Origin of the sequence: Streptomyces sp. NPDC051740, assembly GCF_044453165.1 — a bacterium.
GTDB classification, from domain to species: Bacteria; Actinomycetota; Actinomycetes; order Streptomycetales; family Streptomycetaceae; genus Streptomyces; species Streptomyces atrovirens.
Map to the genome: position 1 here is coordinate 74,930 of NZ_JBITCL010000022.1, position 17,178 is coordinate 92,107.

A 17,178-nucleotide genomic window follows, 5' to 3' on the forward strand; every position below is an offset into this window, starting at 1 on the left:
TGATCGATTGAGGAGGATCATGCGAGTCGTCATCACCGGCGGGGCCGGCTTCCTCGGATCGCACCTGTGCGACGCGCTGCTGCGCCGGGGCGACAGCGTCGTCTGCGTCGACGACCTGTCGACCGGACGACTGGAGAACCTTGAGAACGCGCGGCGCAGCCCGGCCTTCTGGTTCGTCGAGGCGGACGTCACCCGGGGGCTGGGCGTGCCGGGCCCGGTGGACGCCGTGGCCCATCTGGCCAGCCCCGCCTCCCCACCCGACTATCTGCGGCGCCCTTTGCAGACCCTGGCGGCCGGCAGCCGTGGCACCGAGCACGCCCTCGACCTCGCCCGGCGGCATCGCGCGCGCTTCCTCCTCGCGTCCACGAGCGAGGTCTACGGCAGCCCGCAGGTGCACCCGCAGACGGAGGAGTACTGGGGGCATGTGAACCCGGTCGGGCCACGCAGTGTCTACGACGAGAGCAAGCGGTTCGCGGAGGCCCTCACCACCGCGTACCGGGGCGCCCTCGGGGTGAACACGGGCATCGTCCGCATCTTCAACACGTACGGCCCGCGGATGCGCGCGGACGACGGGCGGGTGGTCAGCAACTTCATCTCTCAGGCGCTGGGCGGGGATCCGATCACCGTCTACGGCGACGGCGAGCAGACCCGGAGTTTCTGTTATGTCGACGACCTGGTCCGCGGCCTGATGGCCATGCTCGACTCCGATCACAACGGGCCGGTCAACCTGGGTAATCCCGCGGAGTTCACCGTGGGCCAACTGGCCGTCATGGTACGGGAGATGACGGAGATATCGGCGCCGGTCCACTACCGGGAGCTGCCGCAGGACGACCCGCCGCGCCGCCGCCCGGCCATCGAACGCGCCGTCCGTACCCTCGGCTGGCGGCCGCTCGTCGACCTGACGGAGGGGCTCGGGCACACCATCGAGTGGTTTCGCTCGCGGTCGGGCGAACTGCGGGGCGGGGAGGTCACAGTGGCCGGATAGCCGGAGCGAGTGCCGCGCCCCTGGCCGGGACGCGGCACCCGCTCCGTAGATCCGCCGCCAGACGGTCGTGCGCCGGAATGCCCCCGGACTCTCGCCGGAGAACAGCGTCCACGCGATCACCAGATCGCGCCGATCAGCCCAGTGACCAGCGCGGCATCGATATCGACGCGGCGGTCGGGGCGGGGAAACCGTACGGCGACGATCGCCGGTGAGGGCAGCGCAGGGCTCCGGACGGCGCCTCCGGCCGGAAGTTCAGCCGATCCACAGGCAATATGTTGCCCTCATATTGCCAAGCGAGGCAATATGAGGGGCGGATGACATCGAGTGAAGGGTTTCTCATGGCCACCCACAGGAAGTTCGGCGATCCGGCGCTCTTCGGCGAGGTGTGGGCCGACGACTACGACGACAGGACGACCCTCGACCCGACGCCCGCCGTGGACTTCCTCGCCGGGCTCGCCGGCGGTGGACGCGTCCTCGAACTCGCCGTCGGCACCGGCCGGGTGGCCCTGCCGCTGGCTGCCCGGGGCATCAGGGTCGAAGGAGTCGAGGGATCCGCGAGGATGGCCGCGCGGCTGCGCGAGAAGCCCGGCGGCGACGCCGTCCCGGTGACCGTCGGGGACATGGCCGAGGTCCGGGTGGACGGCCCCTTCACCCTCGTCTATCTCGTCTACAACACGATCTTCAATCTGCTGGAGGCCGAGCGGCAGCAGGCCTGCTTCGACAACGTCGCCCGCGTCCTCGACGAGGAGGCCGCCTTCGTGATCGAGGCGTACGTCCCCGACCCGGCCTTCTTCGACCGGGGTCAGCGCGTCCACACCCTGTCCGTCACGGAGGACTCCGCCGCCATCGAGGTGTACCGCTTCGACCTGGCGGCACAGCGCTTCCACAGCCAGAAGATCACCTTCGACGCCGACGGCATCCATATGCGCCCGCACGCCGAGCGCTACTGCTGGCCCGCCGAACTCGACCTGATGGCAGACCGCGCCGGTCTCCGCCTCGAACGGCGGGTCGCCGACTGGTCCGGCCATCCCTTCGGCCCCGACAGCACCGGACACGTGTCGGTGTACCGGCGCGCCCGATGAGGCCCGGTGCGCTCGCCCTGGTCACCGGGGCCAACCGGGGCATCGGCCTGGAGACCGCCCGGCAACTGGCGCTGCGCGGCGCCGTCGTCCTGCTCGGCAGCCGCGACGCCGAACGCGGCGCGGCCGCCGCCCGCTCGCTGGAGAAGGACGGCGTCCGGGTGACGCCCGTGGCGGTCGACGTGACCGACACCGGCAGTGTCGCCGCGCTCACGGGCCGTCTGGAACAGGACCACGGACGGCTCGACATCCTCGTCAACAACGCGGGCGTGTTCGCCGGCGCCACCGCCGCCGACACCACCGCCGGCCTCACCCGCGGCCTCCTCGACGTCAACGTGACCGGCGCGGTCGCCATGATCCACGCCCTGTTGCCGCTGCTGAGCCGCTCCCCGGCGCCCCGCATCGTCAACGTCTCCAGTACGACGGCCTCGTTCGGGCTGACCGCCTCGGGCGCCGACCTGCCGGGCGACGCCTCGGTACGCCTCGCCTACACCGCCTCGAAGGCCGCCCTGAACATGCTGACGGTCCAGTACGCGCTGGCGTTCCGGCAGGACCCCGATCTGCGGCACATGAAGATCAACTCGGCGTCACCGGGCTGGACGGCCACCGCCATGAACGGCTTCAGCGCTCCTCGCACCGCACAGGAGGGCGCCCGGGCCCTCGTCACCCTCGCCACCCTCGCCGACGACGGCCCGAGCGGCGGCTTCTTCGACGAGCACGGCGCCCTGGCCTGGTAGGCCCCGGCCCGCCGGTGCGGGCCCCGTGTCACCGAGAAGGCAGCTCACCGACCCCGACGCAGTCAGAAGAGAGCGCCCATGAACGCATCCTGGAGCACCACAGCATCCCCTCGGCCGGCGATCCCCGGCCCCGACACCGAGGCCGTGCGGGCCCGCGACCGGCGGCATGTCTGGCACACTTGGACGCCGCTGGCAGCCGACCGCTCCGCGCTGACCCTCTCGCACGGCTCGGGCCACCACGTGTGGGACATCGACGGCCGCGTCTACCTCGACGCCTCCGCGCTCAACTCCACCTGCGGATACGCCCATCCCGACGTCCTGCGGGCCATCGTCGAGCAGGCGTCCCGACTCCACCACTTCGACCTCTCCGTGGCCGGCCACGAGCCCGCGGGGCTGCTCGCGGAGCGCCTCGCCGGCCAGCTGCCGCCCGGCATGGACAAGACGCTGTTCGTCAACAGCGGCTCCGAGGGCTTCGACGCCGCCGTCATGATGGCCGTCTCCTACTGGACCCACCTCGGCCGGCCCCGGTCCCGGGTGGTCACCTTCGCCCGCTCCTACCACGGCGCCACGCTCCTCAGCCGCAGCCTGTCCACCCTGCCGCGCAACAGGCATCTACTCGACTCGCCGCTGCCCGTCACCCGGGTCGAACTACCCATCGAACCACGGCTGTCACGCCAGGAGGAGGCGCTGCCCGCCCTGCTCGCCGCCTTCGAACGGGCCATCGGCGACGACCCCGACGATCTCCCGGCCGCCGTCGTCGTCGAACCGTTCCTCAACGTCGGCGGCGGCGTCGTCCTGCCACCCGGCTTCCTGCGGGAGCTGCGCGCGCTGTGCGACGTCACAGGCACCCTGCTGGTCCTCGACGAGGTCTTCACCGCGTACGGCCGCTGCGGAGCGATGTTCGCCGCTCGCCGCGAGGACGTCACGCCGGACATCCTCGTCAGCAGCAAGGGACTGAGCGGCGGCTATGTGCCGATCGCGGCGGTCACCGTACGGCAGCGCGTCCACGACACGTTCGACCGGGACCCCGTCATCGGCGGCCTGCGTTACGGGCACACCACCTCCGGTCACGCGGTGGCCTGCGCGGCGGCGCTCGCGACCCTCGACGTCCTGGAGAAACAGGGCCTGCCCGAGCGGGCCGAGCGCATAGGCACCGACCTCCTCGGCCGGCTGACACCGCTGACGGATGCCGAGGAGGTGGTGGACGTACGCGGGCTGGGCCTGATCCTGATCGTCGAGACCACCTCGCCCGACCTCGCGAGCCGTGTGCTGACCCGAGCCAGGGAACGGGGGCTGCTGTTGCGGCAGGTCGGCGCGGCGGTCATGGCGGTGCCGCCGCTGGTGATCGACGACGAGGGGGCGGCGGCCGTCGCGCAGGGCCTTACGGAGGCGGTGACGGACGTGTCGGGCTGATCCGCTCACGGAACGCAGACGAACAGGGAGGGGAGGCCAGGGCCTCCCCTCCCTGTTGATCGTTGTCAGGACCCGCCCGGTCAGGACCCGTCTGTCAGGACACGCCGTCGCTGTAGGCCGTCGTGTCGCCGCTGACCACCGTGCTGAGCCGCCCGTCGACGCCCACCGGGACCGTTCCGGTCACGGTGCAGCGTTCCGCGCGCCGGTCCCGGGTGCCGTAGTCGAACACGGCGTAGTGCTGTGTCGCCCGGTTGTCCCAGATCGCCAGGTCCCCCGCGCGCCAGCGCCAGCGGACGGTGTGCTCCGGGGTGGTCACGTGCTCCTGCAGGATGCGCAGCACGTCGCGTGACGCCTGCGGTCCGAGGCCGACCGCCCGGCGCGCGAACCCGCCGAGCAGCAGGGCACGTTCACCGGTCTCGGGGTGGACGTGCACCGCCGGGTGCTCGGTCTCGAACAGGGTGGAGACGTACTCGCGGCGCGCGGCCACCGTGGCGTCGGTGTAGTCGGAGTCGTTGCTGTGCACGACCCGCAGCCGGTCGGCGAGGGCCCGCAGCGGCTCGGGCAGCGCCTCGTACGCGGCCACGGTGTTGGCCCACATGGTGTCGCCGCCGTACTCGGGCGCGATCTTGTTGTGGAGGAAGGCGATCGCCGGCGGGCGGTCGACGAAGGTGAGGTCGGTGTGCCAGTGGTTGGCGCGAGTGCCCTGCCGGGAGTCGATCTCCCTGACCTCGGGCCGGTTCTCGGGGGCGGCGTAGATGGGGTGCCCTAGGGTCAGTTCGCCGAAGGCGCGGGCGAGGGCGGCCTGACTGTCGTAGTCCAGACTCTGGTCCCGGAGAAAGACGACCTTGTACCGGAGCAGGGCCCGGCGCAGTTCCGCGACGGTGTCCGCGTCGAGCGTGGTGCCGGTATCGACACCGCTGATCAGCGCACCGATACTTCCGGCGAGCGGGGTGACGGTCGGCCGGGCCGTCCTGGCGGGGGTGATGGTCACGATGTGTGCCTCTCTCGGTGTGTCGGTGTGTCGGTGTGTCGGTCTGTCGGTCTGTCGGTCTGTCGGTCTGTCGGTCTCCGTGTGGTCGGTCGGGCGGACTGTCGGTTAGCGGGCCGTCGTGAGGGCGGTCAGGAGTTCCGCCTGGCCGCTCAGGGAGCGGGCGGTCATCAGGTCCCGGACGGGGATCGGGACGCCGAGTTCGAGGGTGGCCCGGCGGGCGAGGCGGGTGGCCAGCAGGGAGTCGCCGCCCAGATCGAAGAAGTCGGAGTGGGCGGCGAGGTCGCAGTGGCCGAGGAGTTCCGTCCACAGGCGGGTGAGGAGGGCGGTGGGGTCCTCCGGCGCGGCGGGCGGGGACTCCTGGACCGGGGCGGCCTCCTCGACGACTTCGCCGGCCTTGACGAACCGTGACACGTCCGTCGACGGCGCCGCCTCCGGGGCGATCCAGCGCGGGCCCGCGAACGGGTAGGTCGGCAGATGGACACGGCGGTGGCCGGGGGCGCACAGGGCGCGTGGGGAGAGCGGCTGGCCCCGGGTCCACAGGGTGCCGAGGGCGATGAGGACCTCGTCGGCGGGGTGGGCCGTACGGGAGGGCGAGAGCGGGACGGAGGGCAGGCCGGCCGCCTCCGCGAGGGCGGACAGCACCCGGCCGGGCCCCACCTCCACGACCAGCGCGTCGGGAAGGTGGTCGGCGATCGACGCCAGGGCGTCCCCGAACCGCACGGTGCGCCGCGCCTGTTCGACGAAGAGCTGCGGTCGGATGTCGCTGTCCGGCGGGAACAGGCGCCCGGTCACATTGGCCGCGAAGGGCACGGAGGGCCTGTGGACCGTGAGGGTGGCGAGCGCGTCGGTCAGCCGGGGCAGCGCGGGTTCGACGAGCGCGCTGTGGAAGGCGCGGTCCGCGGCGAGACGGCGTACGGGGATCCGGCCCGCGAGGCGTGCCTCGAACTCGGTGACGGCCCCGACGGGGCCGGCCACCACACAGCCATCGGGGGAATTCACCGCGGCCGGCTCCAGACCGGGGAGGCCGGAGACGGCGATGAGTTCGCGGACGCGTTCCTCCTCGCAACCGAGCGCGAGCATGGCGCCCTGGGTGCACTCCTGCATGGCCTGCCCCCGGACGGTCACCAGGCGGGCGGCGTCGGCGAGGTCGAAGACCCCGGCGACACAGGCCGCGGTGATCTCGCCGAGGCTGTGCCCGGCCACCGCGGCGGGGGTGACGCCGAGGGCGACGAGGGCGGTGGCGGCCGCGTACTCGAGGGCGAACAGGGCGGGCTGGGCCAGCTCGGTCGCCGCCAGGTCCGGGGCGGGGAAGCCGGGGTCGTGGAGCGCGCGGCGCATCCGTTCGGCGAGCGCCGGCCCGAAGGCGGCGAGGCACTGCTCCAGCGCGGCCGGGAAGCCCGGCAGGGCCTCGGCGGCCGGCAGTGCCATGCCCGGGTACTGGGTGCCCTGCCCGGGGAAGGCGAACACGACGGGCCCGGGCCCGCCCGCGGGACGGCTGCCGCGTACGACGGCCGTGTTCCGCGTCAGCCGCCGCGCCACCTCGGCGGTGGTGCGCCCGGTCACGGCGAGCCGCTCCGGCAGTTCGGCCCGTCCCGTGGCGAGGGTGGCGGCGACGTCCGTCAGGTCCGCGCCGTCGGCCAGCCGGGTGCCCAGCCGGGCGGCCGAGCGCTCCAGTGCCTCGGTGTCGGCGGCGGACAGCAGCACCAGCCGCGCACGGTCGTCGGGCTCGGGCCCGGCCGGTGCGACGGGCGGCTCCTCGACGACCACGTGCACGTTGGTGCCGCCGATGCCGAAGGAGCTGACCCCGGCCCGGCGCGGCTCGGGCCCCGTCCACGGACCGCACTCGGTGGGGACGTACAGCGGTGAACCGTCCGTCTCCAGCAGCGGGTTGAGGCGGGTGAACCCGGCCACCGGCGGCACCACGCCTGTCTTCACCACCAGCAGTGCCTTGATCAGGGCGGCCAGCCCCGCGGCGTTGTCGAGATGGCCGACGTTGGCCTTGACCGCCCCCACCGGGATGGAGCCCTCGGGGGCGCCCGCCCCGCTCAGCGCGGCCGAGGCCGCCGACCACTCGATGGGGTCGCCCACCCGGGTGCCGGTGCCGTGTGTCTCCAGGTACCCGATGGTGTCGCCGCCGACGTCCGCCGTGGACAGGGCGGCGCGGATGACGGCCTCCTGGCCGCCGACGGACGGGGCGTAGTAGCCCGCTTTCGCCGCACCGTCGTTGTTGATCGCCGTACCGAGCACCACACCGTAGGGGTCGCCGCCGTCCGCCTCCGCGTCGGCGAGCCGGCGCAGCACCACGCACGCCACCCCCGCCCCGGCGACGACACCGTCGGCGCTCTCGTCGAAGGGCCGGCACTCCCCAGAGGCAGAGTGGATGCCGCCGGCCACGGCGAGGTGTCCGGCCTGCGGGTACGGGATCCCGGCGGCGACGACGAGGGCCTGGTCGCAGTCGCCGTTCAGCAGCGACTGGACGGCGATGTGCAGGGCGACCAGGGAGGAGGAGCAGGCGGTCTGGACGGCCATCGCGGGCCCGTTCAGGTCCAGCTTGTACGACAGGAGGCTGGCCATGAAGTCGGGCTCGGTACCGTGGATCGCGTCCTCGATGGTCAGCGCGTCCAGCTCCCCGCTCGCGACCATGGCGCGCAGATAGCCGCTGCCGCTGGCGGAGGCGAACACGGCCGTTCTCCGCGCCCCCGCCGCCCGCTCCGCGCCCCGGCCGCGCGGGGTGACGCCCGCGTCCTCCAGGGCCGCCCACGCGGCCTCCAGCATCAGCCGGTGCTGTGGGTCCATCATCTCGGCCTCGCGCGGGCTGACCCCGAACAGCACGTTGTCGAAGCGGTCGGCGTCCGGGAGATGACCGTGGACGGGTACGTAGTCGGGGTCGTCCAGCAGGTCCTTGGGCACGCCCGCGGCAAGCAGGTCGGACTTCTCGTAGCGACTGGTCAGGACCCTGCCCTCGGTCAGGGCCGTCCACCACGCGTCGAGGTCGGCGGCGCCGGGGAACCGCGCGGAGATGCCGGTGACGGCTATGTCCAGGGATCGGTCGCGAGTCATCGAAACCACCTTCCGCATCGAGGCACCTGGATAGGTTGCCAGCAATGGCAATACTATGACAATGTCTTGTCAAGCCTGGCAATCATTTGGTTCGTGCCGACACGTCGCAGTCGAGAGGAGAGGGTGCGCTTGCGACCGAACGCCGCCTGGAGCGCGGGACGCCCATGCGCCGCGCCCGACGAGGGCCTGCACGAGACGTTCGCCCGCCACGCCCGCGCCCGGCCGGACGCGGTGGCCCTCCTCGACGTTGAACACGCCATCACCTACGAGGAGTTGGACCGTACCGCCGACTCCTGGGCCGCCCGGCTCGCCACCGCAGGCACCGGCCCCGGCGACCTGGTCCCGGTCCTGCTGCCGCGCGGCGCCCGTCTGGTCGTCGCCCTGCTCGCGGTCCTCAAGACCGGCGCGGCCTACGCGCTGCTGGACCCCGCCTGGCCCGAGCAGCGACTGCGCGACATCCGCGCGCAACTCGACCCACCCCTCGCGGTGGCCGAGCACGGCACCGAACTCCTCCTGAGCGGAACGCCGTTGCGGACCTGGTCACCGCCGCAGGGTCCCGTTCCCGAACCGGCACCACCAGACTTCCGGCCCGCCCGTGTCGACGGCTCCGCCCCTGCCTGCGTCTTCTTCACCTCGGGCACGACCGGCCGCCCCAAGGGGGCCGTGACCTCGCACCGGGCTACGGCCCGGCTCTTCCCCCCGGACGGTTTCGCGTCGTTCACCGCCGACACCGTGATGCCGCTGGCGGCGGCCGTGTCCTGGGACGCGTTCTCCCTGGAGCTGTGGTCGGTATTCCTCAACGGTGGCACCTCCGTGATCGTCGAGGAGCCCTATCTGTCACCCACCGCGCTGCGCTCCGGTGTACTGCGGCACAGCATGAACACCGTGTGGCTCACCAGCAGCCTGTTCAACATGGTCGTGGACGAGGACCCGGACGCGTTCCGCGGCCTGCGCCAGGTACTCATCGGCGGTGAGCGGCTCTCCGTTCCCCACGTGCGCCGCTTTCTGCGCCGGCATCCCGGCATCGCCCTGACCAACGGGTACGGTCCGGTCGAGTCCACCGTGTTCACCACCACGCACCGCGTCACCGAGGCCGACTGCGACCGCCCCGGCGGCATCCCCCTCGGCCGTCCGGTCCCCGGTACCCGGGTGTACGTCCTGGAGCCGGACGGCATCCGCCCGTGCGCGGTGGGCGAGACGGGCGAACTGTGTGTCGCGGGGGACGGGCTGGCGCTGGGTTACCTCGGCGATCCCGGCCTGACCGAGCGGAAGTTCACCCGGATCCCGCTCGATCCGGGCGACGCCGACGGATCCGGTGACGGTGCCGGCGAGGGCGTACGGGTCTACCGCACCGGCGACCTGGTCGAGTGGGACCCGGACGGACTGCTGCACTACCGGGGCCGGGCCGACCGGCAGGTGAAGATCCGGGGCCATCGTGTGGAACCCGCCGAGGTCGAGCGGCAGGTGGAGGAGCTGCTGCCGGGCGTACGGTCCTGCCGGGTGCTGGCCCGCCAGGACGCCTCCGGCACGAGCCTGGAACTGATCGCGTTCTGCGTGCCGCTCCGGCCGGACGACCCGCTGCCCGACGCCCTCGCCACGCTCCACGCGGCGCTCGTCCCCTACCAGCGTCCCGTACTGCTGGTCGTCGTCGACGGCTTCCCGACCACCGACCGGGGAAAACTCGACGAGCGGGCCCTGCTCGCGTTGGCACCGGAGCCGGCCCGGCCGCCGTCCACGCCCGGACCGGACCGGACCGAGACCGTGCCCGACCCCGTCGTGCCCGACCCCGTCGTACGGGCCGTCGCGGAGACCTTCGCCGCCGTGCTCGGTCAGGACTCCGTACCGCTCGACGTGCCGTTCGCCGAGCTCGGCGGGACCTCGCTCGGGGCGGGGCGGGTGTGTGCCCGGCTCGCGGCCCGGTTCGGCCGCCCCGTTCCGGTCGCGCGGTTCTACGGCCGTACGACCGTCTCGGCGCTCGCGCGGTGGCTGCGGGACACGGCCGACGTGACAGTGGCTCCCGAGCCGCCCGCCCCGGACGGCACCACTCCGCTCACGCCCATGCAGATCGTGTACCTCACCCGCCGGCTCGTCGCCCCCACCGATCTGGCCTCGCACTGTCTGCTCACCTGGACCGTCGAGGGCGAGCTGGACCGGGCGGCTCTGGGCGCCGCCGTCGACGAGGTGCACGGCCGGCACGAGGCGCTGCGCGCCGCCTATCTCGCGGACCCGGGCCCGTCGGCCGTGCTCGTGGACATCCCACCCCCCGACGTCGAGGAACTGGACGAGGAGCCGTCCGTCGACGCCGCAGTCCGGGCGCTGCGCGCCGAGCTGACCGACGAACTCGACCTGGCCGCGGGAGAGGTGTGGCGCACGGCCCTGGTGCCGGTGGCCGGGTCGCGGACGGTGGTGTTCGGCTGCGTGGTGCACCACATCGCCTTCGACGGCTGGTCGGAGTCGGTGCTCGCCCGCGACCTGAGCACGGCCTATGCCGCCGCGCTGTCCGGCGCCGGCCCGCGCCCGGCTCCCCCGTCGCTGCGTCAGCTGCACACGGAACGCGTCCTGCGCCGGGCCCTCGCCACCCCCGACGCCCACCGCGCATACCTGGTGGATGAACTGACCGCCGTGCCGGAGCTGTGCTGGCCACCGGGCCTGCCCGAGACCACGACCGACAGCGAGCCCGCGCTGGTGGTGGCAAAGGTCCCGGTGCCCGGAGTCGGCGCGGTCGACGCGCTGGCCGCCGAGTGCGGTGTGAGCCGGTTCGTCGTGTTGCTCGCCCTGTGGGCGCGAAGCGTCGCGGAGGTGACCGGACAGCGGGACTTCGCGGTCGGTGTCCCGGTCGCGCAGCGCGACGCGGCGGGGCTGGAGGACGTCGTCGGGTGTCACATCACCATGCTGTGCCTGCGACTGCGCGGTACAGCCCTCGACGGCGGCGCGGCCGCCGTGCGCGAGACCGGCGGGATCGTCACCCGTGCCTTCGCCGCGCAGGAGGTTCCCTTGGGGGAGGTCCTCACTCTCGTCGACCCGCCCCGCACCGGCCGGCCCCCGCTCTACCAGGCCCTCTTCGCGTTCCAGGACAACCCCACCCCGGACCTCGAACTCCCCGGTCTGCGCAGCACGTTCCTGCGCCAGCCCTACCCGGATCTGCCCCTCGAACTGCACACCGAGTGCTGGCCGGACGGCACGGACGGGCTGCGTGTGGAGACGACGTTCCGCCCGGAGGCCGTACCGCCCGCCGTGGCCCGCGAGATCACCGAACACCTCTCCGACCAACTGGACCGGCTGGACCGACCGGACCGGCTCACTTCCGGAAGGGCACTGTCATGACGGCAACCGCCGTGTCGCCCGAACACCTCCTCTCCCGTGTGGCCGACCCCGAACTGCACGTCAGCGGCGACCCGCACGCGCTGTGGCGCTGGATGCGGGAGTTCTCCCCCATATACCGGCACGAGGCCGGGGAACTGCCCGCTTTCTGGTCGCTCACCAAGTACGAGGACATCCGGTCCGTCTACCGCGACCCGGGCGACTTCAGCTCGGCCCGCGGGGTGCTGCTGCGCCCGGCCCGGCTCGGCGACGACCCCGGTGGCGGACTGACCCTCGCCCTGTCCGACCCGCCGCGCCACAAGGAGTTGCGGTCGCTCATGGCGGACTGGTTCAGCACCCGTGCCGTGCGCGTGCTGGAGGTCTCCATCCGGACAGCGGCGCGTACGGCCGTCGCAGCCGCCCTCGTCGAGGGCGGCTGCGACTTCGTCCACCTCGCCGGACGGTTCTCACACTCCGTCATATGCGGGATCATCGGTATCCCCGAGCGGGACCACGAGGACGTCTACCGGTGGTGTGAGGAGGCGTTCTCCGCACACACCTCGCTGGCCGCGCACCCGCAGCTCATGGAGTACTTCATGGAGCTGCTCTACGACCGCATGGCCGAACCCGCCGACGACCTGGTGAGCGCCCTGGTCAACGGGACCGTCCACGGCGAGCTGCTGAGCGAGCACGAGGTGCTGCTCAACTGCGAGAACCTCATCGGCGCCACGGAGAACGGCCGGCTCGCCCTGATCGGCGGCATGCTCGCCTTCCTCCAGCATCCCGACCAGTGGCACCGGCTGCGCCAGGACCGCGCGCTGCTGCCCGGCGCGGTGGAGGAGATCGTGCGCTGGACCTCCAGCGCGACGCACAGCATGCGGACCGCCACCCGGCCCCGCGTCATCCGGGGCGAGCGGATCGAGGCCGGCGACCGGGTCGTGCTGTGGTTACCCTCGGCCAACCGGGACGAGGACATCTTCGAGGACCCGTACCGCTTCGACATCGACCGCCGTCCCAACCGGCACATCGCCCTGGCCTCCGGCGAGCACTTCTGCATCGGCAGCACACTGGCCCGCGCCGAGATGCGGGCTCTGTTCACGGAGCTCCTCGACTCGACGGGCGTGATCGAACAGGCAGGTCCCGTCACTCGCGTGCGGTCGAACGCCGTCAACGGACCCGCGGCACTGCCCGTACGCCTGACTCCAAGAACGACGCCGGGAGACGGAGGATTCCCATGACCACCAGGCGCACCACCATCACCCACATCTCACACCCGCCGGGCGTCCACCCGAGCGACGGCTACACCCATGTGGTGACCGGGCCGGGCCGCGTGGCCGCCGTGGCCGGCCAGATGCCGTTCGACGAGGACGGCGAGCTGGTCGGCGAGGGCGACCCGGCCGCGCAGACCCGGCAGATCTTCGAGAACATGCGCGGCTGTCTGGCCGCCGCCGGACTCACCTTCGACGACGTCATCAAGCTCACCTACTACGTGACGGACATCGCCCACGTACCGGCCGTCCTCGCCGCGCGCGACGAGTTCATCGACACCACGCGGCCACCGGCGAGCACCGTGGTCCAGGTGGTGGCGCTCTATCGCCCTGACCTGCTGCTCGAAGTCGACGCCCTGGCGCTGACCGGCGCGGACACGGTCGGCTGACGGTTCCCCTCCCCTCAGCGCTCTTCCACCGCGTACCTCAGGAGCACCATGACCATCACTCCCGCACATCCACGCCCAGATGCGGCAGATGGAGGAGTGGGCGGTCCGCCGCCCTTCGATCCCGAGCTGGCGGCACCTCTGCATGCCGTCCTCGACGACCTGCCGATGCCGTTGACGCCCGAACTCGTCGCCGACCGGCGGCGCAGGTCGGCCGCCGGCCGATTGGCCGATGCCGACATCCGGCGCGGCGGACGGTTCGAGATCGAGGAGCGTACGGTCCCCGGGCCGCCCGGCGCGCCCGACCTGCCCCTGCTCATCTGCCGTCCGACGGCCGCGACGGGGCCGCACCCGGTGATCTACCACACCCACGGCGGCGGCATGGTCGCCGGTAGCCACCGCAGTACGGAGCTGGCCGGTGAGCTGGACCGGGCCCAGGAACTGGACCTGGCCGTGGTATCCGTCGACTACCGGCTCGCCCCGGAACACCCCGACCCCCACCCGGTGGAGGACTGCTACGCCGGCCTCATCTGGCTCGCCCGTAACGCCACGGACCTCGGGCTGGACCCGGACCGGATCGTCCTGAGCGGAAACAGCGCCGGTGGCGCGCTCGCGGCAGGGCTCGCGCTGCTCGCCCGGGACCGCCGAGGCCCCCGGCCGCGGGGTCAGTTGCTCCAGTTCCCGATGCTGGACGACCGGTGCGAGACGTTCTCGCACATCCAGATGGAACACGTCGGGCTCTGGGACGGCGCGTCCAACCGGGTGGGCTGGACGGCACTGCTCGGCGCACGGCGCGGCACCGAGGACGTCTCGTACCACGCGGCCCCGGCACGGGCCCGGGACCTGTCGGGGCTGCCGCCGGCGTTCATCGAGGTCGGCTCGGTGGAGGCGCTGCGGGACGAGGGCGTCGCATACGCCGACCGCATCTGGCGGGCGGGCGGACAGGCCGAACTTCACGTCTGGTCAGGTGCCTTCCACAGCTTCGACGAGTGGGTCCCGAAGGCCGCGATCTCCCGCGCGGCCCACGGGGCCCGGGTGTCCTGGCTACGACGCATACTGGCGCCGGAGGGACGGAACACCCGCTGACTCCGGCCTCCATCTCAATCGCTGCTGTTCGCCGAGGGAGGGGAACCCCCTGCCCTCCGGCATCGACATCGAGCGGCGCCCGCACGCCGGGGTCAGCTCGCAGAGCGGCCCGTCGAGGGCGCGCGACACTTCTGCCCGGGGGATCTGGGCCCACCAGTCCGTCCTGCGCGCCGAGCCGACCGTCGCACCTGGCGGCAGCCCCACGCCGGAGGCGGCCGGCGAACTGGGCCGACGCCGGACTGGCCACGGCCGGTCGCTGACCCGGTTCCAACAATCCCGGTAACCATGGCAAAAACGGCCCGTCGGATTTCCGACGGGCCGTCAGGGCGTGTGCTGTTGTCGTCTTACGCCTCTTCCGCTTCCGTCCTGCGCAACTGGCTCACGTCCTCCAGGCATTCGGCGAGGATCCGCCAGATTTCGGCGGCCAGGTCGATGTTGGACTGCTGCTGGGCCTGCTCACCGAGTTCCTTCAGGTGGCGGATGCCCTCCTGCTCGCGGCCCTCCAGGATCATCAGCCGGCTGTCGAGGATGCGCAGCCGTACCTGGTCCCGGTAGGTCACCAGCAGCTCTTCGCGGTTCAGCTCGTCGTACAGCTGCCGTGCGTCCGTGTACCGGCCCTCGTGGAAGGCGAGGTGGGTCTGGAGGGTGAGCAACTCCTGGCGGAGCACGGCCGTACCGATGAGTGCGAGGGCGCCGGCCGCCTCCTGGAGACACTCCCGGCCACGCTCGGTTTGCGGCGGCGTGCTCTGTAGGTGCAGGGAGGCGGCGGCCAGCCGCAGCCGCGCCCACAACGTCAGGTCGACGCCGCTGTCCAGTTCCTTCATGGCCCGCTCGAGGAAGCCCCGGGCGCCCTCGTGGTCGCCCTGCCGGAACCGCACGGTGGCGGCCGACCACAGTGCCTTGATGGCCAGCGTGTCGGACCGCCCCGCCACCAGGTCGACCAGTTCGTCGACGTGCGCCCGGGCATCGGGCAGCCGACTCGTCTCGGCTTCCACGGAGACGAGCGTCAGCAGCGCGCCCCCGGTGTCCGGGACGGCGAGTGCGGCGCCCTTGGCCAGTTGGTAGGCATGGAGTGCCAGCTCCAGTGCCCGTGACACCTCACCCGTCGACCTTAGGGCACGGGCGAGCTGAAATCGGGCCCTGCACTGGAGTTCGGGCAGGGCGAGTTTGTCGGCAACCTGGACCAGTTCCTCCAGGCACGCCAGCTCCTCGGCCCGCTCGCCGCGACGCTGTCGGTACCGCGAGATGTGCCACAAGGCTTGCCAGCGCAGGAACAGGTTCTCCTCCCGCACCTGGGCGAGTACGGCGATGAGGTTCTCGCTGCTCTCGTCGCTCTCCGTGGAGATGGCGAGGGAGAGCGCCTGGGTCAGGGAGCCTCCACTTGGCGGGGTGTCAAACGCCGAGCGCTCGACCCCGAGTGCCTGGACGAGGTAGTTGACCACGCGTTCCGTGGGTTGCCTCGCGCCCGACTCGAGACGGGACAAGTATCCGGTGGAGATCTCCTTGCCGGCCAGCGCGGCCTGCGAAAGATCGCGCTCAAGGCGCAGTTCCTTGAGGCGTTGTCCGAAAGCTGGCTGTTCAAGCATATGAGTCTCACTATTCAGATGCACGGATGCAGCGACAGTACACCGCTCACCCTCCCCCCGACGCTCGGCGAGCAGTCAGCGAACTGAAGGTGCTGCTTGGTCTCAGTGTAGGGAAACGCCGACTGATCAGGCAAGTAACTTGCCAGATTCGATTGTCAACCAATTTTAGCAACCCCATCGATGACAATCGCTTACTTGCCACTCTTGGCAAGACATTGCCATTCGCGACCGGAGTGGGCTAGGTTGGTCTCGCCCTGCTGGGGCTGCGTCCTCGAAAGTCCCCCACCTGCGACTTCATGAATGGATTCGAACATGCTCAGGCGATTTCGTACGGCATCCGCAGCAGCTCTCTCCGTCCTGGTTCTGAGCGCCTCGATCGCCTCTTGGCAACAGGGCATAGACTGGCCCAAGCAGCAGACGTCGATCGTTGCCTTAGCTTCCGACGACACGATTGACTGGCCGTAACACGGGCTGGAGCGGTGGTACCGCCCCTCCCGTCGGCGCGACACATGCGCCGCGGCGTCCCGTTCCTGTGACGGCGGGCTTCTCATGTTCTGCCGAGCGACCTGGCCCTCGCACCCCCTTCCGTACTCGTTCCGCTGAGGCACGCCGTCCACCGGCCCCCTCACCCCCACCCTCACCCCCCCACCCGGACGCTTCGCCATGACTTCGCATCGCTCACCACCGAGCCGGCCCCGCGTCCGAGCCCCGAGCAGCACGGACACCTGATCCTGCCGTGCTTCCTCCCCGCCGACCTGGTGTCGGGGCGCGCGGCGAGGTCGACCACCGGGTAGCCGAAGGGTTGCGCACGCGGTCGATCGCCTCTCGCCTCGACCCGGACGTCCCCGCGGCTCCGCCCGTGATGGAGCTCGAAAGTCTTGGAGCGCGCCGAACCCATCGGCTACGAGTCGCTCCTCCGGGCGCTCAGCAGGCTGATGGGACCCGACTTCGTCTTCCACCACCTGCACAGCGACCGGCAGCGCCTGGACGCCCTGGCACCACGACTACGGCGCAACGGGCCACAGACCGACCGCCCATGCGGTGATCCACCCGCTGCACCACTTGGACAGCATCGACGCCGGCACGCATGTGGACACCGAGCAGCTGTCCGGTGAGGTCGTCACGTCGTCGATGCCTCGTACTGTCAGATCGGCCCCGCCCGGTCACCGGTGAAGCCGTACCGGCGGCCCATGGTGCGGTGCACACAGAGGCTGGGCGTCGGCCATGGTGCCCGGCGGGAGCTGATCGGCCATCTGTGTGCGTGTACTGCTGCACGACGGCGGAGGC

At 71.8% G+C, this 17,178-nt stretch carries 11 protein-coding genes; 8 read left to right on the forward strand and 3 right to left on the reverse strand.

All coding sequences use genetic code 11. The features are described from left to right. Positions 1-19: 19 nt before the first annotated feature. The 4 genes from ACIA6T_RS29115 (at position 20) to ACIA6T_RS29130 (ending at position 4,214) form a co-directional block, all read left to right on the forward strand. A complete protein-coding gene (locus ACIA6T_RS29115) occupies positions 20-985 on the forward strand; it encodes a UDP-glucuronic acid decarboxylase family protein (protein ID WP_399449468.1) in 966 nt (321 codons plus the stop codon). Between the two features lie 338 nt (positions 986-1,323). Beyond that, the gene (locus ACIA6T_RS29120; RefSeq protein WP_399449469.1) at positions 1,324-2,067 is read left to right on the forward strand and encodes a class I SAM-dependent DNA methyltransferase; all 744 of its coding nucleotides are present in this window, start codon (positions 1,324-1,326) and stop codon (positions 2,065-2,067) included. After that, positions 2,064-2,801: an SDR family NAD(P)-dependent oxidoreductase gene (locus ACIA6T_RS29125; protein WP_399449470.1), complete on the forward strand. Its 738-nt coding sequence runs from the start codon at positions 2,064-2,066 to the stop codon at positions 2,799-2,801. The genes ACIA6T_RS29120 and ACIA6T_RS29125 overlap by 4 nt, the downstream gene beginning before the upstream one ends. Positions 2,802-2,879: 78 nt before the next feature. Then, a complete protein-coding gene (locus ACIA6T_RS29130; protein ID WP_399449471.1) occupies positions 2,880-4,214 on the forward strand; it encodes an aspartate aminotransferase family protein in 1,335 nt (444 codons plus the stop codon). Positions 4,215-4,308: 94 nt separating this feature from the next. Here ACIA6T_RS29130 and ACIA6T_RS29135 read toward each other — a convergent pair whose 3' ends face one another. Continuing rightward, entirely contained in the window at positions 4,309-5,205 is an 897-nt protein-coding gene (locus ACIA6T_RS29135; protein ID WP_399449472.1) for a TauD/TfdA dioxygenase family protein, read from the reverse strand. Between the two features lie 105 nt (positions 5,206-5,310). Beyond that, positions 5,311-8,265 (reverse strand): type I polyketide synthase, encoded by a 2,955-nt coding sequence (locus tag ACIA6T_RS29140; protein ID WP_399449473.1) that lies wholly within the window; start codon positions 8,263-8,265, stop codon positions 5,311-5,313. A gap of 129 nt (positions 8,266-8,394) precedes the next feature. Between ACIA6T_RS29140 and ACIA6T_RS29145 the strand changes: the two genes are divergently transcribed. Genes ACIA6T_RS29145 through ACIA6T_RS29160 form a run of 4 tightly spaced genes read left to right on the forward strand, consistent with a single transcriptional unit; the run spans position 8,395 to position 14,305 of the window. Next, complete coding sequence (locus ACIA6T_RS29145) at positions 8,395-11,589, forward strand: amino acid adenylation domain-containing protein (protein WP_399449474.1); 3,195 nt, start codon at positions 8,395-8,397, stop codon at positions 11,587-11,589. Further along, positions 11,586-12,803: a cytochrome P450 gene (locus ACIA6T_RS29150; RefSeq protein WP_399449475.1), complete on the forward strand. Its 1,218-nt coding sequence runs from the start codon at positions 11,586-11,588 to the stop codon at positions 12,801-12,803. Before ACIA6T_RS29145 ends, ACIA6T_RS29150 begins: the two co-directional genes overlap by 4 nt. After that, positions 12,800-13,222 carry a RidA family protein gene (locus tag ACIA6T_RS29155; protein WP_399449476.1) on the forward strand — a complete coding sequence of 141 codons (423 nt, stop codon included), beginning with the start codon at positions 12,800-12,802 and terminating at the stop codon, positions 13,220-13,222. Before ACIA6T_RS29150 ends, ACIA6T_RS29155 begins: the two co-directional genes overlap by 4 nt. A 48-nt stretch (positions 13,223-13,270) precedes the next feature. Further along, complete coding sequence (locus ACIA6T_RS29160; protein ID WP_399449477.1) at positions 13,271-14,305, forward strand: alpha/beta hydrolase; 1,035 nt, start codon at positions 13,271-13,273, stop codon at positions 14,303-14,305. Positions 14,306-14,649: 344 nt separating this feature from the next. Here the strand turns inward: ACIA6T_RS29160 and ACIA6T_RS29165 are convergent, their stop codons facing one another. Continuing rightward, positions 14,650-15,891, reverse strand: a complete 1,242-nt coding sequence (locus ACIA6T_RS29165) for a helix-turn-helix domain-containing protein (RefSeq protein WP_399449478.1) — start codon at positions 15,889-15,891, stop codon at positions 14,650-14,652. Positions 15,892-17,178: the final 1,287 nt, after the last annotated feature.